Here is a 19,968-nt window from a genome sequence, read left to right as displayed (position 1 = left end):
CGGCGAGGGCCGAAACGGCACATTTGCGCGAGCTGCGCGGGCTTCATCAGCCAGCGCTGCAGCGCGCGCGCAGCAGAGAAATTTAACCCTTCTCGGTTAACCCGCCACGGAACGGATTTGATGGCACCGAACGAGCCTACGCGCGCCCAGCGGCTGCGCCCGGCACGGCGCGGTACATGCGGGGACCCAGAATGGTTGATATCGTCAAGCTCGGCGGCGAGTTCCTGGTCAATACCCAGGTCGCGGGCTTTCAGGAGTTGCCCTCGATCACCGGGCTTCCGGGCGGCGGTTTTGTCGCGACCTGGACCGACTATTCCGCACCCAGCGGCCTCGGCGTAGCCAAGGCACAGATCTGGAGCGCGGCGGGTACGAAGGTGGGCGGCGAGTTCGCCGTGGCGAGCGGTGCGAGCACCGACCAGTCATTCCCAACTGTCTCCAGCCTGGCCGGCGGCGGGTTCGTGGTGACCTGGACCGAAGCGGGCATCCAGTCGGACTACAAGATCAAGGCGCAGGTCTACAATGCGAGCGGTGCGGTGGTGACACCGGCGTTCCTCGTCAACAGCACGACCTGGACGCAGCAGGGCGGCAACAACCTGCCCGGCAACCACAATCCTACGATCACCGGGCTTGCGGGCGGCGGCTTCGTGGTGATCTGGCAGGACTATGCCGGGTCAGCCGGGGACGCGAGCGGGGCGGGCATCCTCTCGCAGCTCTACAGCGTAGCGGGCGTGCCGGTGGGCAGTGCCGTGCGGGTCAATACCCAGACCACCGGCGATCAGACCCAGCCGGTGGTGACGAGCCTTGCCAGTGGCGGCTATGTCGTGACGTGGATGGACGGCAATGCGACCGATCCGCTGACGGGCCAGCCAGCCGCGGTGCTCAAGGCGCAGCTGTTTGATGCGGCGGGCGCCAAGCTTGGCGGTGAGATCGCGGTCGATGTCGAAGCGCAGAGCGATCAGGCGCTACCGGTTGTTACGGGGCTTTCGACCGGCGGTTTCGTGGTGGCCTGGCAGGATTCGAACCCGGCGACCGGTGAGCCTGCCACGTTGATCCGCGCACAGCAGTTCGATGCGACGGGCGCCGCGCTGGGCGCATCGCTGGTGGTGAGCGAACCGGGCGCCGGCGAGCGCGACTTCCCCTCGATCGCAAGTCTGCCGGATGGCGGCTTCGTGGTGACGTGGCAGCACTTCGTCAGCCCCACGAACAGCGAGATCAAGGCGCAATTCTACGATGGCGCGGGGGCCAAGGTGGGCGGCGAGGTCCTCGTCAACACGGTGACTGCGGACTATCAGGAGCGCCCGGTCATCAGCAGCCTGCTGGGCGGCGGCTTCGTAATTGCCTGGTCCGATGGCAGCGGCCTCGGCGGCGATGCCGATGGCACCGGGATCAAGGCGCAAATGTTCAGCTATGGCCCCTACAAGCTGATCATCGGCACCCCGGCGGTCGATACGCTGAGCGGCACCACGGCTGACGATCACATCATGGGCCTTGCCAGCAACGATACGCTGAACGGCCTTGGCGGCAGTGACCTGCTCGATGGTGGCACCGGCAGCGACACCATGATCGGCGGGCTGGGCGATGACATCTACGTCGTCGATGCGGCGGGCGATGTGGTGACCGAGCTTGCCGGGCAGGGCACCGATACGGTGCAGACCACGCTTGCCAGCTACACGCTGGGGAGCACCATCGAGAACCTGACTTTCACCAACAATGTCGCGCATACGGGCAACGGCAATGCGCTGAACAACGTGCTGACCGGCGGCGGCGGCGCGGACATCCTCAACGGCGGGTCTGGCGCAGACCGCATGGTCGGCGGGCTCGGCAACGATACCTACTATGTCGACAACGCCGGCGACACGACGATCGAGAATGCTGGCGGGGGGACCGACACGGTCTTTGCCGCGATCAGCTGGACGCTGGCGGCCAATGTCGACAACCTCGGGCTTTCGGGCACTTCAGCGATCAACGCCACCGGCAACACCGACGCCAACGCGCTGACCGGCAACAGCGCGGCCAACGTGCTGATCGGACTTGGCGGCAACGACACGCTGAACGGTGGCAGCGGCGCCGACACGATGATCGGCGGGCAGGGCAACGACAGTTACACCGTCGACAACACAGGCGACTTGACCACCGAGGCGGCCGGCGAAGGGACCGACAGCGTCTCCTCCTCGATCACCTGGACACTGGCGGCGAATGTCGAGAACCTGACGCTTTCGGGTTCCTCTGCAATCAACGGCACCGGCAACAATGATGCCAACACGCTGACCGGCAACAGCGCGGCCAACGTGCTGACAGGACTTGGCGGCAACGATACGCTGAACGGCGGCGCGGGCGCCGACACCATGGTCGGCGGGCTGGGCGATGACAGCTATGTCGTCGACAATACCGGCGATGTGGTGACCGAACTTGCCGCGCAGGGCACCGACCTTGTCACCGCCTCGATCAGCTGGACGCTGGGCGCCAACTTCGAGAACCTGACGCTGACGGGCAGCGCGGCGCTCAGCGGCACAGGCAACACCGATGTCAACGTGCTGATCGGCAATTCCGGCGCGAACACGCTGCGGGGCCTTGGTGGAAACGACACGCTGAACGGCGGATCGGGCAATGATACCCTGATCGGCGGGCAGGGCAACGACACCTATGTCGTCGATGCGACGGGCGACGTGGTGACCGAGCTTGGTGGCGAAGGCAGCGATGTCGTGCAGACCACGCTGAGCAGCTACACGCTGGGCAGCAATGTCGAGAACCTCACGTTCACCAACTCTTCGGCGCATAGCGGAACGGGCAATGCGCTGGCCAACGTGATCACCGGCAATGCCGGCAACGACACGCTGAATGGCGGCGCCGGGGCGGATACGCTGGTCGGCGGCTTGGGCAACGACAGCTATGTGGTGGACGATGCCGGTGACGTGGTGACCGAGCTGGCCGGGCAGGGCACCGACCTTGTCACCGCCTCGGTCAGTCAGGTGCTGTCCGCCAATGTCGAAAACCTCACGCTTTCGGGCACAGCGGCGATCAATGGCACCGGCAACACCGATGCGAACGTGATGACCGGCAACAGCGGCGCCAACGTGCTGACCGGGCTTGGCGGGAACGACACGCTGAACGGCGGCTCCGGCAACGATACGATGCTCGGCGGTCTGGGCGATGACATCTACGTCGTCGATGCTGCAGGCGATGTGGTGACTGAACTGTCGGGCGAGGGCACCGATACGGTGCAGACCAACATCGCGAGCTACACACTGGCAGCCAACGTCGAGCGGCTGGCCTTCACCAACAGCGCGGCGCACAGCGGAACCGGCAATGCGCTCGCCAACCTGATCACCGGCAACAGTGGTAACGATGTGCTCGATGGCGCGGCGGGGGCCGATACGCTGATCGGTGGCGCGGGGAACGATAGCTACGTGGTCGACAATGCCGGCGACGTGACAACCGAGCTGGCCGCGCAGGGCACCGATCTCGTGACCGCCTCGATCAGCTGGACGCTGGCGGCGAACGTCGAGAACCTGACGCTTTCGGGTTCCTCCCCCATCAACGGCACCGGCAATACCGATGCCAACATCCTGACCGGCAACAGCGGCGCCAACGTGCTGACCGGGCTTGGCGGGAACGACACGCTGAACGGTGGCAGCGGCAGCGATACGATGCTCGGCGGTCTGGGCGACGACATCTACGTCGTCGACGTGGCGGGCGATGTCGTCACCGAACTCGCTGGCGAAGGCACCGACACGGTGCAGACCACGCTCGCGAGCTACACGCTGGGCGCGAATGTCGAACGGCTGACCTTCACCAACAACATTTCGCATACCGGCATCGGCAATGCGCTGGCCAACGTGATCACCGGCAACAGCAGCAACGATGTGCTTGATGGCGGCGCGGGCGCGGATACGCTGGTCGGCGGCAGCGGCAATGACAGCTACCTGGTCGACAATGCGCTCGACGTGACGACCGAAGCGGCCGGCGGCGGGACCGATCTCGTGACGGCTTCGCTGAGCTGGACGCTGGCGCTCAACGTCGAAAACCTGACGCTTTCCGGCAGCGCGGCGATCGACGGTACGGGCAATACGCTCGACAACGTGATCCTTGGCAACACCGGGAACAACGTGCTTTCTGGGCTCGACGGCAACGACACGCTGACCGGCGGGCTGGGCAATGACACGCTGCTGGGCGGGATCGGCAACGACCGGCTGGCGGGCGGCGCGGGCAATGACACGCTGACCGGCGGCGCTGGCACCGATACCTTCCTGTTTGACAGCGCGCCCAATGCGGCGACCAACCTCGATACGCTGCAGGACTTCACTTCGGGCAGCGACAAGCTCTCGTTCAGCCGTGCGGTGTTCACCGGCTTTGCCGGAACGGGGGCGATGAGCGTGGATGCGTTCTGGTCGGGCGCAGGCTTCAATGCCGCGCACGATGCGACCGATCGGTTCATCTACAACACCACGACCGGGGCGCTGTGGTATGACGCGGATGGCACCGGGGCGACGGCTGCGGTGCAGGTGGCGGTGCTGACGGGTGCGCCGGCGCTGGCTTTCAGCGATTTCCTTATCGCGGCTTGAGAAAGGGCGACCTTAGCCCTCCGCCGCGATCATCCGCGCAAGGGTCTGACGGAAGCGGAACGAGGCGAGGTCGTTCTTGAGGTCGATGGTCAGCGTGGGGCTGGTGTCCATGCCGATCTGCACGGCGTTCAGGATGACACGGTCTTCCTCGAAGGCATGTTTCACGTCCGCGGTGAATTCTTCTGATACGCCCACATCATCGGGCGCGAAGTTCCTCAGCTGGAACCAGAAATAGCGCGTGGTCCGCGCGTTCACCGGTGTCAGGAAGTTGAAGCTATCCATGCAGAACGCATCGGCGTGGAGGGGCTGGTTGTGGCCACCGGTGCCGGCGGGAGCGAACACTGCCTTGATCACCGCGTTCGAGGGGTAGCGCACCTCGTAGTGCTGGTAACGATCGGCGCGGCCGGCAAACTTCAGGAACTTGGCGTAGAACGGGGCGGGCTCGGTATCCATGAGCCAGCGCGCGGCGGTGACGCCATCGGGCGCCGAGAGGGTCTCTATCGGCACGGCGGCGCAGGAGGCATCGCCGAACGAGCCGGGGTGGACCCAAGTGACGTGGGTGGGATCAAGCAGGTTGTCGACCACGTAGAGGTAGTGGCAATCGACTTGCATCATAGGCCCGCGATTATAGCCCCATGCGGGCGAGCCCCATTGCGGGATGTCGACGATTGTCGCCGGGTCCGCCGCTGCCGGATCGCCCATCCAGATCCACACGAGCCCATAACGCTCGGCAAGCGGATAGGACCGGACGCAGGCCTTGGGCAGGCTGGCTTGCGTCGGCGCAGTCACGCAGGTGCCGGCGGTATCGAACGTGAGGCCGTGATAGCCACAAACGAGGTGATCGCCCTCGCGCCGGCCCATCGACAGCGGGAGCTTGCGGTGCGGGCAGGCATCCTCAAGCGCGACGGGATCGCCATTTGCCGCGCGGAACAGCACGACGCGTTGGCCAAGGATTTCGAGCGGGGTCAGCGCATCGGTGATCGCATCGGCCCAGTCTGCGACATACCACGCGCTGCGAAGCCAGCCCTCGGCGCCAAGGCCGGCACTCACCCTTTTGCTTCCGCCGCCTGTTCGTGGTGGCGGATCACTTCCTGGATGATGAAGCGCAGGAACTTTTCGCTGAATTCGGGATCAAGCTTGGCATCGACCGCCAGCGCGCGCAGGCGGGCGATCTGGCGCTCCTCACGCGCGGGGTCGCTGGCGGGAAGCTGGTGCGCCGCCTTGTAAGCGCCGACCGCCTGGGTGATGCGGAATCGCTCGGCCAGAATGTGGATCATCGCCGCATCGATGTTGTCGATGCTCTGGCGGTAACCGGCCAGAACCGGGTCTTCGCTCATCCCAAATCTCCGTTCCATCGCCTGCATCTGGCCCGCCGCACGGGTCATGCTGCCCACACTGGCACAAGTTGCATCTTGCCAAGCGCCGGTGGGCAGGCCAAGCGAACGGCGATGACCGCGACCATCCACCCTCTCCCCCGCCGCGCCGAGCCTTCGCTGCAGCCGCTCATGGCGCTCGTGGCCGATGGCATGAACAGTGTCAACGAAGTGATCCTCGGACGGATGCAATCGCGCATCCCGCTGATACCGGCACTCGCTGGCCATCTCATCGCCGGTGGCGGCAAGCGCATGCGTCCGATGCTGACCCTCGCGAGCGCCTCGCTGCTGGGATACGGTGGCAGCCGCCACTACAAGCTGGCGGCGACGGTGGAGTTCATCCACACCGCGACTCTGCTGCACGATGACGTGGTCGACGGCTCCGACATGCGGCGCGGCAAGAAGGCCGCCAACATTATCTACGGCAATCCGGCGACGGTGCTTGTCGGTGATTTCCTGTTCAGCCGCAGCTTCGAACTGATGGTGGAGGACGGCAGCCTCAAGGTGCTGAAGATCCTCTCGAACGCCTCGGCCGTGATCGCCGAGGGCGAAGTGGACCAGCTTGTCGCGCAGCGGCAGGTGGAGACGAGCGAGGAACGTTACCTCGCGATCATCAACGCCAAGACAGCCGCGCTGTTCGCCGCCGCCTGCCGCATCGCCGCAGTGGTGGCAGAACGCAGCGAGGCGGACGAGCTGGCGCTCGACAGCTATGGCCGCAACCTCGGCATCGCGTTCCAGCTGGCCGACGATGCGATCGACTACGATTCGGACGCGTCCGAAATGGGCAAGGATCAGGGCGACGACTTCCGCGAGGGCAAGATGACCTTGCCAGTGATCCTCGCCTATGCGCGGGGCTCGGCCGAGGAGCGCACGTTCTGGCAGGAAGCGATTGCGGGGGACCGCAACAGCGATGCCGATCTGGCGCATGCCGTTTCGCTGATCCGCAAGCATGAGGCCGTAAACGCCACCCGCGAGCGTGCCCGCCACTACGCCCAGCGCGCGATCGACGCGATTGCCAGATTCCCGGCCAGTGCGGCCAAGGAAGCCATGACCGAGGCGGCAGAGTTTGCCGTGGCGCGGCGGTACTAGTTCAGTACTGAGGCGGCACTGGGGCGACGCTCGGCCGGTTTGTGCGAGCCCGGCGAGGAGCCTGGCCACCAATTTCGCGGCAGCGCGGTCTTCGCCATGCTGGATGAACAGCGGGCGCGGCTCACCTGACTGTATTGGCATCGACGGATTCTTGCCGCGTGCGCGAGATCGCTTGATCCATGCAAAAGCGTGGTTAAGATATAGTGGGGCGCAAGAAATTCTGCCGGCGATTCGGCGGAATTCTTGGAAACAATTAGTAAACAGATGCAGGCGGCGCCGGATATAATCCGGTGCGCTGGATGCAGTTTTCTGGCGGAGCAATCCGGCGGGATGGCCTATTTCGTGCCGGTACATCGTCTGCATTTGCGTTGATTTTGTTGTTGCATACGAGCGCGGTGTCTTGCGCCCGTCATCGTTGATCAGGCCGCTTGGCGGATCCGATGGCTAAGGGCGTGCAGCGCGGATCCATTCAATCGGGGGATTGGCATGTCGACCATTACTTTCTCGGAATACCGTACCGGAACAGTCAATCCGGTCTTCACGTTCGATGACACCGTGGTGCGGACCACCGGTGAGATAACAACGGATAGCGCACAGCCGGATTCTCCCGTCATCGCGGCCAATGCGAGCTACAAAGGGCCGGTGTTCATCTATTTCGATGATGCCGTCACCAGCGCGTCACTCGATGTGGGCTACTTCAACAACCTCGGCTCGACCCGGGTCGAATTTCGCGACGCGGCCGGCCAGCTGATCCAGGCGACCACGAACAGCGGTTACGGGGTGCTCACGTTCTCCTGCGACGACCCTGGCGGGATTGCCTCCATCGCGATCATTGATCAGGCTTTCGATGACGCGGGATTCTCGGTCGATACAATCGTGTTCGGACCGGCGGTCGCGGACCTGCCGGCACCCATGGTGGATCTGCTCAAAGGCAAGATGCCGGTGGATCGCGATTTCGGATCGGTGAGCGGCGGCATGACGCTGTCGTTCTTTGATGCGGTCGGCGATAGCGACGGGCAGGATTTCATTGCCCTGACCGTTTCTGCCGAGACGCAGGCGCGGGTGCAGATCTATCTTGATGACAATCCCAACGATGTGCGCGAGGTAACCTTCGACCTTGTGAAGGGCACGAACGTGCTGCGCATCAAGGCCGACCCTTCTTACGGCGATCTTGAGCACTATTCGATCATCGTCGAGGTCGCCGATTTCGCCGATCCCGACAAGCAGTTCATTGACGATACGCTGGCGGACATCCTTGGTTCGGTGATGAATTACAAGGAGACTCAGTCCGAAATATTCAAGCACATCATCGAGAATATCGACACTGCCGACAAGGGCGTAGCCTTGATGGGCAAGATGGCCAAGGCATTCTCGATCCTCGGCTACACGATCGATATCGGCAATCGTCTCGACAATATCCGCTCTGCCAGCAACTGGCAGAAGCAGACTGCGATCGAGCTCGGGGACTTTGTCCTCGGCATTGCTCTGTCGACCGGCGTCGGGGCAGGCGTGACCTTCGTGGGGACGCCGATTGCCGGGCTCGTTGCTGGTCTGGTGACCGGGCTCGTCTATACCTTCGGGATCAGCGAGAGCGTTCGCTCCGAACTGGGCGAGGCTTTCGACGCCTATCGCAGCGCGCCGGGGCCGATGCTGCACCCTGATCTCCAGGCGGCGGCTCCGGAGCCCAACTTTGCCAACCTGATCTTCGACGAAGCCTGGTACGTCTCGCACTATGCCGACGCGGCGGCGGCTGTCTCCTCCGGAGAGGCCGCGTCGGGCTTCGCCTATTATCTCACCACGGGCATCAAGCTTGGCCATGCCATCAATGCCGGCGGAACCGTGGTGAATCCGTCCGACGTCGCGACGGGCATCAAGATCATCGATCCTGCAGCGCTGCCCGATCCGTTCATCGCCAACCGCGCGCTGGGCGAACGCGCGGGCGATCTGCTCAACGATGGTGAGATCGTGCAGACCGCGTACATTAACGACGCCATCCGCACCGACGGGACCGAGCTTGCGGTCAACGCCGCGCTCTCAGCGATCGCGAACCGCATCGCACTAGACGTGACGCACAATCGCGGGGACGCTGTGCCTGTCGTCATCCTCAATGGCGGCGCCAACTGGGCGGAGACGCTGAGCAATGGCGAGGACTTCCGCACGGTGTTTGCGGATCTTGCCGCTGGTGCCGGGATCGACCTTTCCAAGACCATGGTCTTCGCCAGTTGGAACGGGGGTGACACCCCCGAGGAGGTCTATGCCGATCTCGCGCGGAACATCAGCGCTTCAAGCGCACTGGTCGGGATCGATAGCAGATCGATCGGGGTGGCCCAGATCGGCGGCCTCTGGGTGTTCCTTGTCAGCACCGAAGTGCTGGCCGATGACGGCATCGCCACCGATCAATCGATCCTGCGCCAGAATGGCGATGCCAGTGGCAACGATATCCGCGGCGGCGAGGGGCGCGACCAGATCAACGGCCTCGCCGGCGATGACCAGCTGTGGGGGCGCGGGGCCAAGGACGTCCTGTCGGGCGGCGACGGCAGCGACGCGCTCAATGGCGGCGACGGCTCCGATCAGTTGTTGGGCGGGAAGGGCAACGACACCCTGCATGGCGACGGCTTCACTGTGCCGCGCCCGGTCGACCCGCTCGACGCGCTGGTGGACATAACGACGGGCGGCACGGGGGTGCAGATCATTGCGCAGTCCGTGGTCAACCAGCTCGATGCGCCGGTCGTGCTCGACACGGCCTGGAGCCTTGCCGATGATCCCAACATTGCCGAAGCCACGACCCATCCCCACCTCACGGTGGAGATCACCGCATCCGGAGAACGCTACGAGACCTTCTCGTTCACGGCGCGCAAAGGGCAGACCTTTGTCTTCGATGTCGACGGGGTCAGCAATGGGGGTTCCAGCGTCGACAGTTATCTGGAACTCTTTGATTCGACCGGTACAATCGTCGCCACTGATGACGATTCCAGCACGAGCGACGGCGCAGGAGGCTCGACCAGCAGCCGCGATCCCTACTTGACCTTCACCTTCCTCGCCGACGGGACCTACACGATCGCGCTGCGCCCCTACGGATCGTCCAGCTTCGTGGCCGGCACGACGGCGCGGCTCGCGATCAGTCTTGACACCCTACACGTTCCCAAGCCGGTCGATCCCAATCCGAACGGCGACACCATGCTCGGCGGGGCGGGCAATGACACGATGTTTGGCGAGGTCGGCAACGACAAGCTGTTCGGCGAGGCCGGCGACGATGTGCTCGATGGCGGTGTTGGCAAGGACCGGATGGTGGGAGGTGCGGGCAACGACACCTATGTCGTCGATTCGATCGGCGACCGGGTGTTTGAAACCACCACCACGGCGAGCCAGATCGATGCGGGAGGCACCGATCGGATCGAGAGCGCGATCACGCTGGATCTCGGGGTGAGGGCTGGGCTGCGCTTTGTCGAGAACCTGACGCTGACCGGGAGCGCCAGGATCAACGGGACCGGGAACGCCCTGGACAACGTGATCACCGGCAATTCGGCTAACAACCGGCTTGTGGGCGGTGCAGGCGACGATACGTTGAACGGCGGTGCGGGCAGCGACAAGATGCTCGGTGGTGCGGGCAACGATACCTATATCGTCGATGCCACCAGCGACCGGGTCTATGAGACGACCACAACATCGGGCCTCGTCGATGCGGGCGGGCTCGACACGGTCCTGACCTCGGTTTCGTACAACCTCGATGTCTCGGCCGGGCTGCGTCTTGTCGAGAACCTGACTCTGGCCGGGACGGCCAACCTCAAGGGCAGCGGCAATGCGCTGAATAATACCATGACCGGCAACGACGGGGACAACCGGCTTGTCGGCGGCGCGGGGAACGATACCCTGATTGGCGGGCTTGGCGCCGACCGGATCATGGGCGGCAACGACAATGATGCCCTCTACGGCAATCTGGGGCGCGACGTGCTCACCGGTGGGGCCGGTGCGGACCGGTTCATCTTCGATACGCCGGGCAACACGCGCCTCAATGCGGACCTGATCACGGACTTTGTTTCGGGAACGGACAAGCTGGTGTTCGCGAGGGGCGTGTTCACGGGTTTCGCAGCAAGCGGGGCGCTCTCCAGTGCGGCGTTCTGGTCGGGCGACGGCGTGAATTTTGCCCACGATGCCGATGATCGGCTGATCTACAATTCGGCAAGCGGCGCACTGTGGTACGATGCCGATGGCACGGGCACGATCAAGGCGGTCAAGGTCGCCACGCTTGCCGGAGGGCCCGATCTGGCCTTCTCGGACATCCTGATCGTGGCGTGAGGCTGGAGGGAAGCTGCCCGGTCAGCATTTGGGCGCGGACCGGGCGCGATTTCACCCCATCGGGTACATGATCTCGCGGCTCACCGCGTTGACTGCCTTCATCGCCTCTTCCGGCAGGACCAGATCGGCGGCGGCGAAGATCGGGGCGCATTGAGCCTCGGTGGTCACGCCGACGATGGTCGAGGCGACGAAATCGTGCTGCTTCGACCAGGCGACCGCGAAGGTGACGGGGTCGAGCCCGTGTTCAGCGGCGATCGCGGCAAAGCGTTCGGCCGATGCGGTCGACTTCTCGTTGACAAAGCGGCGGGCCATGCCGGCCTGGCGGCCACCCATTTCGAGGTATTTCGAGAAGCGAGCGCCTTCGGGGCGGGCGCCGCCGTTGTACTTGCCGGCGAGCACGCCGCCACCAATCGGTGAGTAGGGGATGAGGCTCACACCCTCCTTGCGGCAGACTTGTGCCAGTTCGTCCTCGAAGCGGCGGTTATTGAGGCTGAAGTTGTTCTGGATCGTCTGGTAGCGCGCAGCGCCGACGGCTTTCGCTGCCTCGATCGACTTCATCAGGCCCCACGAGGTTTCGTTCGAGCAGCCGAGCACGCGCACCTTGCCGGCGCGGACGAGCTCGTCGAGCACTTCCATCGTCTCTTCATAGGGTGTGTCGTGATCGGGCCAGTGGGTCTGGTAGAGGTCGATGTAGTCGGTGCCGAGCTTCTGGAGGCTTTCCTCGACCGCCTTGATGATATTGTGCCGATCGAGCGCGGTCATGCCATTGCGCTTGGGGCTCTTGAACCAGACGTGGCTGGGGCCGGAGACCTTGGTGGCAAGGATGATTGCATCGCGCGGCTTGGTTTTCAGCCACTTGCCGACGATCTCTTCGGTGCGGCCGACCCACTTTACATCGGGCGGCACGGGGTAGCCCTCGGCCGTGTCGTAGAAGTTGATGCCGGCGTCGTAGCTCATGTCGAGGATGCGCAGCGAGGCTGCTTCATCGGCCTGGCTGCCGAAGGTCATCGTCCCCATGCAGATATCGGAAACGACGATGGCGGAAGTGCCGAGGCGGCGGTGCTGCATGACGTGGAATTCTCCCGGTAAGTTTGCGACATAGGGTGGCGCGGCGGCGCGGGCCGGTCAAGGCGGGGGCGCGCTAGCGAAAGTGCGGATGGGTCAGCCGGGACGCTTGCCGATCAGCCACCACAGCGCGCTGACGGCGAGCAGCGCGGCGGCGGCGATCAAGACCGCGATCACCGTTCCGCCAGCGAGAATGCTCGTGAGGAGCGCGACGAGAATTTCGATGCTGGTCCTCATGTGGGCCGCCCTAGCATGGATTGCAGGGGGCGCAGAGGGTGCTTAGGGCGAAAGGTGTGAGCGTGCTTCCGATCCATGCCGTTTTGCCACAGTTGCTGGCCGCACTGCGTGCTGGCCCTGCGGCGGTGCTGATCGCGCCGCCGGGGGCAGGCAAGACGACGGCGGTGGCGCCCGCGCTAATCGGCGAGGCGTGGTGCAAAGGCCAGGTCGTGGTGCTTTCGCCCCGGCGCGTGGCGGCGCGCGCGGCGGCGGAGCGCATGGCCGAGCTCATGGGGGAGCAAGCTGGCGAGACGGTCGGCTATGTGACCCGGCTTGATGCCAAGCGGGGGCCGCGCACGCGGATCGTGGTGATGACCGAGGCGATCTTTGTCTCGGCGCTGCTCGCCGATCCCGAACTGGCGGGCGTCTCGGCGGTGCTGTTCGACGAAGCGCACGAGCGCGGGCTGGGGAGCGATCTGGCGCTGGCGCTGGCGATCGAGGCGCAGGGCGTGCTGCGCGGTGATCTGCGGCTGGTGGTCATGTCCGCCACGCTCGATGGTGCCCGGTTTGCCCGGCTGCTGGGGAATTGCGCGGTGGTGGAAAGCGAGGGCAAGGCGCATCCGCTTGGCATTCGATGGCTCGGCGCGCGGCCCGATCTGAAGCCCGAACAGGCGGTAGCGAGCGCGGTGATCCAGGCGTGGGGCGAGGAAGAGGGCGATATTCTGGCGTTCCTGCCAGGTGTTGCGCAGATCGAGCGATGCGCGGACCTCTTGGCCGAGCGCCTGCCGAAGGCACTGGTGCTGCCGCTGCACGGGCAAGTGGAGCCGGCGGGGCAGCGCGCGGCGATCCGGCGCGCGCCCGATGGGCGGCGGCGCGTGGTGCTGGCGACGAGCATTGCCGAAACCTCGCTGACGCTGGACGGCGTGCGGATCGTGGTCGATGCCGGCCTCTCGCGGCGATCGGAGTTCGACAAGGCAGCGGGCGTCTCGCGGCTGGTGACGGTGCGGGCGAGCCAGGCCTCTGCCGCGCAGCGCGCGGGGCGTGCGGCGCGGCAGGGGCCGGGCGTGGCCTACCGATTGTGGGAGGAAGCCGCACACGCGGGCCGTGAGGCCTTCGATCCGCCGGAAATCCTCACAAGTGATCTCACCCCGCTGGCGCTGACCTTGGCGCAATGGGGCGCAGGCGATCCGGCTGAGATGGCGTGGATCGATCCGCCGCCCGCAGCTGCGATGGCAGCGGCGCGCGGGGCGCTCGCTGCGCTGGGCGCGCTGGACGATGAGGGTCGGATTACCGCGCATGGGCGCGCGATGGCATCGCTGCCGATGGAGCCGGCGCTGGCGCATATGCTGCTCTATGCGGCGGCGCGGGGGCAGGCGGAGGAGGCGGCGCGCCTGGCGCTGCTGCTGCAGGAGCGCGGCCTTGGCGGGCGCGGCGAGGACCTTGCCGCGCGGCTGGAACGCTCGGGGCGTGAGCGCGGCGGGCGGGCCGAGGCTTCGCGCGCGCTAGCGGCGCGCTGGGCCAAGGCTGCGGAGCGCGCTGCACGGGACTTTGGCGGGCAGCAGGGACCGCAAGTGCCGCTTGGCGTGCTACTCGCGGAGGCCTTTCCAGACCGGATTGCGCGCGCGCGCGCCGCGAGCGGCGAGGAATGGCTGGCCTCTGGCGGGCGCGGCTACCGGCTCGACCCGGCGAGTTCGCTGGTCCGCGCCCCATGGCTGGTGATCGGCGATGCGCAGGGTGAGGCCAAGGGCGCTAGGATCACCGCGGCCCTGGCGCTGGAGGAGGCAGAGGTCACCCGCCACCTCACGCACCGGATCGAGGCGCGGCATGCGCTGAGCTGGAACGCGGCCGAGGCGCGGGTCGAAGCGCGGCTGGAGCGGCGGCTCGGCGCTGTTGTGCTGGCGCGGGTGCCCGATCCTTCACCGCCAAGAGAGGCGGTCGAGGCCTTGCTGATCGAGCGGCTGCGAGCCGAGGGCCTCGCTCTGCTGCCGCTGGGTGAGAAGGCCTTGGCGCTGATCGAGCGCGCGCGATACGCGGGGCTTGCCGCGCTTTCACCGGAGGCTTTGCTAGCCGAGGCGGAGGACTGGCTGGGGCCGCTGCTGGCAGGTCGGCGCGAATTCGAGATCGGGGCGGGCAAGCTGCATGAGGCGCTGCTGGGGCGGCTTGACTGGAATGCGCGGAGCACGCTCGACCGGTTGGCGCCGGCCGAGTTTACGTCGCCCGCCGGGACCAACCACGCGATCGACTATGCGCATGAGGGCGGCCCGATGGTGGAGCTGCGCGTGCAGGCACTGTTCGGGCTCGACCGGCATCCGACGATCGGCGATCCGCCTCGGCCGCTGTTGCTCTCGCTCACTTCGCCGGGGCAGAAGCCGATCCAGACGACGGCCGATCTGCCGGGCTTCTGGCGCGGTTCATGGCGCGACGTGGTGAAGGACATGAAGGGCCGTTATCCCAAGCACCGGTGGCCAGAAGCGCCGTGGGAAGAGGAAGCAAGCCTCCGGACCAAGAACGCGTTTCAGGCGGGGAAACGTTAGATCCCCGGCGTTGCGCCGTGTCGCTCTGAATTTCCGCCTGCGCGGGAATGATGCCTGGTTTGGATGATGGAGTCCTGCTTCCTTCGTCATCCCCGCGCAGGCCGAGATCCAGAGCGGGAAACACTGCATTCCGACCCAACCCGCACTTGATTTCAAAGCCGATTCGTGGGCAAGGGGCGCGTATGACTGCACGCATCTACCAGCGCCCGAAAAACGCCATGCAATCGGGCAAGTCACGCACCGATCAGTGGGTTCTCGAATTCGCTCCGGCAGAGGCGCGCAAGCCCGATCCGCTGATGGGCTGGGCCGGCTCTGGCGATACGCAAGTGCAGGTCGTGCTGACCTTCGGTTCGGCGGACGAAGCGAAGGCCTATGCCGACAAGTATGGCATCGCCGCACATGTCAGCCCGGTGCCGCCGAAGCGCCTCAAGCTGCAGAGCTACGCCGACAACTTCCGGTAGGTTCCGCCGCGTCCGCACGGGATTGCATTTTCCGGCAGGCGCCGCCATATGCGCCGCGGGAGTCGGGCGGACGTTTGCTGTCGCCAACCTGGTCAGGTCCGGAAGGAAGCAGCCACAACGATGTGCGGCGGGTCGCCCGGCTCCTTCAATCCCCCTCAGAAATGCCCCGCATTCTGGAACGCGCCTCGTTGCGTGAACCCGTAGCCGGGACGACGCCGCTAACCTTGCCGAGGCCGAAGGGAACCATGTTGCCGTAGATCGTCTCGCTGCCGTGTTCGGGGACGACGTAGGTCTCATGGAAGATTCCCACGGTGCCGTCGTTGCCTATGGCCTTGTTGAACGCGGTCCAGGCGGGCCAGTGCTGTTTCTCGCGGGCGCGGGCATAGGCCTCGAGGCTGTCAAAATCGCGCCAGTATTGCAGCAGGACGACCGTGCGCAGGCTGCGCAGGAGAAATTCGTAGCCGAGAAAGCCGCTTTGCGGATCGCGCGAGACTTCTCCGAGCATCGGGCCCATCGCCTGAAACACTGGCCACCACTTGCCCACCTTGTGGAAGTGATTGATCCGCATGCCGATCACGAACACCACGAGGGATCCTTGATGGGCGGCGGTCATCCGGCCGGGCGTTATCGTGCTCATGGCAGGAAGGTTGCGCTTTGCAACCTGTCTGTCAATCCCCGGCGAGTTGGGTCAGGGGGCTTCGACAATTGGCGCGGGAGGGCCTAATCAGGGTTCATGGTCGATTCCACCGACATGTTTGGCGCGCCCATCGCTGATGAACCCGAGGACGACGGTCCATCGGCGGCGGAGCTTGAGGCCGCGGGGCAAGCCTCGATGTTTGGCGATCCCGCGCCTGCTGCGGTTGCCAGCGTGGTGCAGGAAGAGCGGGCGGCGCCACCGGTTGCCGCTCCCATGCCCGCGCCTCCTGGCCAGCCCTACCGCGTGCTGGCGCGCAAGTATCGCCCGCAGACCTTTGGCGAACTGATCGGGCAGGACGCGATGGTCCAGACGCTGGGCAACGCGATCCGGCGCGGGCGGCTGGCGCATGCCTTCCTGATGACCGGCGTGCGCGGGGTGGGCAAGACCTCGACCGCGCGCCTCATTGCCAAGGCGCTCAACTGCATCGGACCGGATGGGCAGGGCGGGCCGACAATCGACCCCTGCGGGGTGTGCGAGCCCTGCGTCGCGATTGCCGAAGGGCGGCATATCGACGTGATCGAGATGGACGCGGCGAGCCACACCGGCGTCGACGACGTGCGCGAGATCATCGAGGCGGTGCGCTATGCGGCGGTTTCGGCGCGCTACAAGATCTACATCATCGACGAAGTGCACATGCTTTCCCGCAACGCGTTCAACGCGCTGCTGAAAACGCTGGAAGAGCCGCCGGCGCATGTGAAGTTCCTCTTCGCGACAACGGAAGTCGACAAGTTGCCGGTGACGGTGCTTTCGCGCTGCCAGCGGTTCGACTTGCGGCGGATCCAGACGCCGGTGCTTGCCGCGCATTTCGGCAAGGTGTGCGAGGCAGAAAGCGTCCATGCCGAGGATGAGGCGCTGGCGATGATCGCGGCGGCGGCCGAGGGCTCGGTGCGCGATGGTCTCTCGATCCTCGATCAGGCGATCAGCCATGCCGATATGGCGGGCGGGGGTGAAGTTACGGCCGAGCAGGTCCGCGAGATGCTGGGCCTTGCCGACAAGACCATGCAGCGCCGCCTGTTCAGCGCGGTGATCGGCGGCAAGGGCGACGGCGTGCTGCAGGAAGTGGCGAGCCAGTTTGCGCTGGGGATCGAACCGACCGCGATGATGCGCGCGCAGCTCGATCTCGTCCACAAGGTGACCGTCACGCAGATTTCAGGCACGGCGGACGCGCGCTCGGCCGAGGAGCGCGAAGCGCTGGAGGGCTGGGCGAAGAAGCTGGGCGCGGGCGCGCTGCACCGGCTGTGGCAACTGCTGCTCAAGGGCTATGAAGAGGTGCGCGGCGCGCCTGATCCGCTGGTGGCGGCGCAGATGGCGCTGCTGCGCGTGATGCACGCGGCGGACCTGCCGGACCCGGGCGGGCTGATCAAGCAGCTTGAGGCCTTTGCGGCGAACCCGCCGACAATGCAGTCTGCGCCGCCTGCAGATGGCGCTGCGCCGGTGGCTGCTATGGCGCCGAGCCCGGAGGCGGTTGCCGCGCGAGCGTCCGCGCAATGGGCGCAGCTTGTCGAGCAGGTCGAGCAGGTTTCGCCGCTGATCGGCTCTGCCATGCGGCTTTCGGTGCGGGTGATCTCTCTCACGCCGGGGCAACTGGTCTATGCGCTGGCGCCGGGCATTCCGGGCGATCCCACGGCGGACATGCGGCGCGGCCTTGAAGGCGCGACTGGCGGATCGTGGCGTGTCGAGCGCAGCGCCGACCTTGCCAGCGCGATGCCCAGCCTTGAGGAGGCGCGTGCGGCAGCTGCTGCACGCGAAGAGGCGGCTTTGCGCGAGGATCCCTTGGTGCGCGCGGCCTTTGCCGCGTTTCCAGGGGCTGAAATGATCGACGAAAGCACTATATCCGCCACCGAACGGAAACCTTGGAGCAAACGCGCATGAAGTCGATGGAAGAGATGATCCAGGCCGCGCAGGCCGCCGCCCAGACCATCCAGAAGCAGATGGAGGACGCGCAAGGCAAGCTTGACCAGATTGAGGTCGAAGGCGTGGCAGGCGGCGGGCTCGTGAGGATCAAGGCTTCGGCCAAGGGCCGCGTGATCGGTGTTTCGATCGACGACAGCCTGATGGACAAGGCCGAGAAGGGCATTCTCGAAGACCTGATCGCCGCTGCCTTCAACGATTGCCGCCAGCGCGCCGATGCAGCGGCGGCGGAGGAAATGCAGAAGGTGCAGATGGCGGCAGGCATCCCGCCGGGCTTCAAGCTGCCGTTCTGATCGGTCCGTCTGGCGCACCCGGTGCGCGTGACAGGCTGGCGCCGGGGGGACACAGGCGCTATATCCAAATGTCACAAAAGTTGAACGAGCCGCCGGATTCCGGTTGGCGCGCCCCATGAAGGTCGTTTCCCCCTGAGCGCATTTGTCCTGCTTGCCGCAGCCGCCCTGGCCAGTGCCCCGCCTGCCGATGGAGCGACGGCACCTGCCGCGCCGGAGGTTGCCTCCGCCTCGGTCACGCCTGCTGCCCCGGCGCCTGCCCAGAGCGCGGCTGCGGCGCCTGCTGCACCGACGCAGGACGCGCTGCCGCCGCTTGCTGGCGAGATCGTCGTCTCCGGCACGGTCAAGGCGCCGGTCGAAGACCCGCTCGCGAAGGTGAACGAGAAGAGCTACGACGTGCTGCAATCGGTGGACGACGCCTTCGTCGGCCCGATCGCGTCTGGCTATCAGAAGGCGGTGCCGCGCCCGGCACGGATGGCGCTGCGCAATTTCATCCGCAACTTGCGCGAGCCGGTCGTTGCAGTGGCGTACCTGCTCGAACTCAAGCCCGGCAAGGCGTTCGAGACGGTGGGGCGCTTCGGCATCAATTCGACCATCGGGCTTGCCGGAACGATCGACGTCGCCCGCAGCAAACCCTTCAACCTGCCTTATCGGCAGAACGGCCTTGCCAATGTGCTTGGCTACTATGGCGTGGGGCCGGGGCCCTATCTGTTCCTGCCGCTGGTGGGGCCGACGACCGTGCGCGATCTGTTTGGCCTGGTGGTGGACCGGCTGGCGCTGCCGCTCGCGGTGGGCGCGCCGTTCAACAAGGCCTGGTACGCGATCCCGATCAATATCGTCGACTCGCTCGATTATCGCAACGAGGCGGACGAGGACTTCCAGCGTTTGCGCAAGGCGGCCGATCCCTATTCGACCTATCGCCGGGTCTACCTGCAATCGCGTTTCGATCAGATCGAGGCGCTGCATGGGCGCGGACCGCTCGCGAAGGGCCAGACCCGCTACGGCCCGTTCGCGCGGCCGATCGGCGCTGCGGCTGACCCGGTTTCGGCGGCCGAGAAGCGGGTTATCGAGAAAGAGGACGAGGCAGCAGATGCAGCTGCCGGGCCCGCGCCAATGGTGGAAACGCCAGCGGCAGAGCCGACACCGCCTGCGCCGACCGCGCCGGCTCCGCCTCCGCCACCAGTGTTCATCTCGCAGCCGGTGGTCCAGCCGATCCCCTGAGCCGGGGTACGGCCTGCTTAACCTGCCGCCTGTCCGGAAAGGCGGCATGGTGGCTGGGCGCGCCCCCTCATCCACAACCCCGGTACAACGGGCCATTGCGGGCAGGGGGGCGGGCTCCCATATTCAGTTTCAACAGAACCTGCCGTTCTCTCTCCCGGCGGCAGGGCGAATGGAATTGAAGCTATGACACAGTATCCCTTGCTTCCCCTGCGCGACATTGTCGTGTTCCCCGGCATGGTCGTGCCGCTCTTCG

13 protein-coding genes and 1 other RNA gene are annotated in these 19,968 nt (G+C 65.7%); 9 read left to right on the top strand and 5 right to left on the bottom strand.

Features of this window, described 5'->3' with window-relative positions:
- Nucleotides 1–191 precede the first annotated feature (191 nt).
- Entirely contained in the window at nt 192–4,562 is a 4,371-nt protein-coding gene (locus Q0082_RS03475) for a calcium-binding protein (RefSeq protein ID WP_298189936.1), read from the top strand.
- A gap of 12 nt (nt 4,563–4,574) precedes the next feature.
- Here the strand turns inward: Q0082_RS03475 and Q0082_RS03470 are convergent, their stop codons facing one another.
- Together Q0082_RS03470 and Q0082_RS03465 are read right to left on the bottom strand one after the other, a co-directional pair.
- Nucleotides 4,575–5,612, bottom strand: coding sequence for an aromatic ring-hydroxylating dioxygenase subunit alpha (locus tag Q0082_RS03470; RefSeq protein ID WP_298189934.1), 1,038 nt, complete (start codon nt 5,610–5,612; stop codon nt 4,575–4,577).
- A complete protein-coding gene (locus Q0082_RS03465) occupies nt 5,609–5,899 on the bottom strand; it encodes a chorismate mutase (protein ID WP_298189930.1) in 291 nt (96 codons plus the stop codon). The genes Q0082_RS03470 and Q0082_RS03465 overlap by 4 nt, the downstream gene beginning before the upstream one ends.
- A 111-nt stretch (nt 5,900–6,010) precedes the next feature.
- Here Q0082_RS03465 and Q0082_RS03460 point away from each other — a divergent pair, with 111 nt between their 5' ends.
- Together Q0082_RS03460 and Q0082_RS03455 are read left to right on the top strand one after the other, a co-directional pair.
- Nucleotides 6,011–7,024: a polyprenyl synthetase family protein gene (locus Q0082_RS03460; RefSeq protein ID WP_298189928.1), complete on the top strand. Its 1,014-nt coding sequence runs from the start codon at nt 6,011–6,013 to the stop codon at nt 7,022–7,024.
- 486 nt (nt 7,025–7,510) lie between these two features.
- Nucleotides 7,511–11,320: a pre-peptidase C-terminal domain-containing protein gene (locus Q0082_RS03455; RefSeq protein ID WP_298189926.1), complete on the top strand. Its 3,810-nt coding sequence runs from the start codon at nt 7,511–7,513 to the stop codon at nt 11,318–11,320.
- Between the two features lie 51 nt (nt 11,321–11,371).
- On the opposite strand, the gene Q0082_RS03450 is transcribed toward Q0082_RS03455, so the two are convergent.
- Both Q0082_RS03450 and Q0082_RS03445 read right to left on the bottom strand, forming a co-directional pair.
- Nucleotides 11,372–12,388, bottom strand: coding sequence for an aldo/keto reductase (locus Q0082_RS03450; protein WP_298189923.1), 1,017 nt, complete (start codon nt 12,386–12,388; stop codon nt 11,372–11,374).
- Nucleotides 12,389–12,481: 93 nt separating this feature from the next.
- Nucleotides 12,482–12,622, bottom strand: coding sequence for a hypothetical protein (locus Q0082_RS03445; protein WP_298189920.1), 141 nt, complete (start codon nt 12,620–12,622; stop codon nt 12,482–12,484).
- Nucleotides 12,623–12,678: 56 nt separating this feature from the next.
- On the opposite strand from Q0082_RS03445, the gene hrpB reads away from it, so the two are divergent.
- The 3 genes from hrpB (at nt 12,679) to ffs (ending at nt 15,746) form a co-directional block, all read left to right on the top strand.
- The gene (hrpB, locus tag Q0082_RS03440; protein WP_298189918.1) at nt 12,679–15,135 is read left to right on the top strand and encodes an ATP-dependent helicase HrpB; all 2,457 of its coding nucleotides are present in this window, start codon (nt 12,679–12,681) and stop codon (nt 15,133–15,135) included.
- A gap of 182 nt (nt 15,136–15,317) precedes the next feature.
- Complete coding sequence (locus Q0082_RS03435; RefSeq protein WP_298189916.1) at nt 15,318–15,596, top strand: ETC complex I subunit; 279 nt, start codon at nt 15,318–15,320, stop codon at nt 15,594–15,596.
- Between the two features lie 55 nt (nt 15,597–15,651).
- Nucleotides 15,652–15,746, top strand: an RNA gene (gene ffs, locus Q0082_RS03430) — signal recognition particle sRNA small type.
- Here the strand turns inward: ffs and Q0082_RS03425 are convergent.
- Nucleotides 15,742–16,209: a DUF4188 domain-containing protein gene (locus tag Q0082_RS03425; protein WP_298189915.1), complete on the bottom strand. Its 468-nt coding sequence runs from the start codon at nt 16,207–16,209 to the stop codon at nt 15,742–15,744. The two genes, ffs and Q0082_RS03425, sit on opposite strands and share 5 nt — an antisense overlap.
- A 120-nt stretch (nt 16,210–16,329) precedes the next feature.
- Between Q0082_RS03425 and Q0082_RS03420 the strand changes: the two genes are divergently transcribed.
- The 3 genes from Q0082_RS03420 to Q0082_RS03410 all read left to right on the top strand — a co-directional run bounded on the left by Q0082_RS03420 (nt 16,330) and on the right by Q0082_RS03410 (nt 19,715).
- Complete coding sequence (locus tag Q0082_RS03420) at nt 16,330–18,165, top strand: DNA polymerase III subunit gamma/tau (RefSeq protein WP_298189912.1); 1,836 nt, start codon at nt 16,330–16,332, stop codon at nt 18,163–18,165.
- Entirely contained in the window at nt 18,162–18,497 is a 336-nt protein-coding gene (locus Q0082_RS03415; RefSeq protein WP_298189909.1) for a YbaB/EbfC family nucleoid-associated protein, read from the top strand. Before Q0082_RS03420 ends, Q0082_RS03415 begins: the two co-directional genes overlap by 4 nt.
- A 96-nt stretch (nt 18,498–18,593) precedes the next feature.
- A complete protein-coding gene (locus tag Q0082_RS03410) occupies nt 18,594–19,715 on the top strand; it encodes a VacJ family lipoprotein (RefSeq protein ID WP_366522492.1) in 1,122 nt (373 codons plus the stop codon).
- Nucleotides 19,716–19,968 lie beyond the last annotated feature (253 nt).

Source organism: Novosphingobium sp., assembly GCF_027489515.1.
Classification (GTDB): domain Bacteria; phylum Pseudomonadota; class Alphaproteobacteria; order Sphingomonadales; family Sphingomonadaceae; genus Novosphingobium.
The sequence above is the reverse complement of the archived record's forward strand: the minus strand, read 5'-3'. Positions and strand labels throughout refer to the sequence as shown.

What these genes read in the sequence shown, in the direction of transcription:
- Q0082_RS03455 (WP_298189926.1), top strand. Translation starts at nt 7,511, where the DNA reads ATGTCGACCATTACTTTCTCGGAATACCGTACCGGAACAGTCAATCCG.
- Q0082_RS03425 (WP_298189915.1), bottom strand. Translation starts at nt 16,209, where the DNA reads ATGACCGCCGCCCATCAAGGATCCCTCGTGGTGTTCGTGATCGGCATG.
- Q0082_RS03475 (WP_298189936.1), top strand. Translation starts at nt 192, where the DNA reads ATGGTTGATATCGTCAAGCTCGGCGGCGAGTTCCTGGTCAATACCCAG.
- Q0082_RS03420 (WP_298189912.1), top strand. Translation starts at nt 16,330, where the DNA reads ATGGTCGATTCCACCGACATGTTTGGCGCGCCCATCGCTGATGAACCC.
- Q0082_RS03435 (WP_298189916.1), top strand. Translation starts at nt 15,318, where the DNA reads ATGACTGCACGCATCTACCAGCGCCCGAAAAACGCCATGCAATCGGGC.
- Q0082_RS03450 (WP_298189923.1), bottom strand. Translation starts at nt 12,388, where the DNA reads ATGCAGCACCGCCGCCTCGGCACTTCCGCCATCGTCGTTTCCGATATC.
- Q0082_RS03460 (WP_298189928.1), top strand. Translation starts at nt 6,011, where the DNA reads ATGACCGCGACCATCCACCCTCTCCCCCGCCGCGCCGAGCCTTCGCTG.
- Q0082_RS03415 (WP_298189909.1), top strand. Translation starts at nt 18,162, where the DNA reads ATGAAGTCGATGGAAGAGATGATCCAGGCCGCGCAGGCCGCCGCCCAG.
- Q0082_RS03465 (WP_298189930.1), bottom strand. Translation starts at nt 5,899, where the DNA reads ATGAGCGAAGACCCGGTTCTGGCCGGTTACCGCCAGAGCATCGACAAC.
- Q0082_RS03445 (WP_298189920.1), bottom strand. Translation starts at nt 12,622, where the DNA reads ATGAGGACCAGCATCGAAATTCTCGTCGCGCTCCTCACGAGCATTCTC.